The organism is Terrabacter sp. Ter38 (assembly GCF_024519435.1).
Taxonomy (GTDB): domain Bacteria; phylum Actinomycetota; class Actinomycetes; order Actinomycetales; family Dermatophilaceae; genus Terrabacter.
This window is the reverse complement of record NZ_JALJRZ010000037.1, coordinates 1-361: the sequence shown is the minus strand read 5'-3', so window position 1 is coordinate 361 and position 361 is coordinate 1. Positions and strand designations below refer to the sequence as shown.

1 protein-coding gene is annotated in these 361 nt (G+C 70.1%); it reads left to right on the top strand.

The genetic code is table 11. The annotated features are described in order from the left end of the window. Positions 1–26 precede the first annotated feature (26 nt). Positions 27–361, top strand: a 335-nt coding sequence (locus tag NR112_RS22275; RefSeq protein ID WP_256796473.1) for a hypothetical protein, incomplete at its 3' end; no start/stop codon positions are given.

Sequence of the window (361 nt, the reverse complement as noted above, 5' to 3'; positions counted from 1 at the left end):
TCGATCGCCGCGAGCCGCGCGTGGCCATGAGCTACACCAGTGAAGGCGTCAGCGCGATCGTGGCCGGCTTCGAATCGCCGCTGGCCGCCAAGCGCAGCGTGGTGCTGTTGGCCAGCAGCAAGCCCGACGGGCTGGACGCGGCCGTGGCCGCGCTGCGTGGCGGCGAGGGCTACGACAAGAGCGTGCAAGGCAGCCTGTCCGTGATCCGCGGCAAGCAGATCGACGCGCTGGTCGGCGACCAGACCTACACGCTGGGCCAGCTGCCGCTGCTCAAGCGCATCGACTGGTGGGTGTCGTCGCAGTGGCCGGGCTACACCCTGCTGCGCCTGGTGGTGATGGCGCTGGTCTGGCTGGTCGGCAT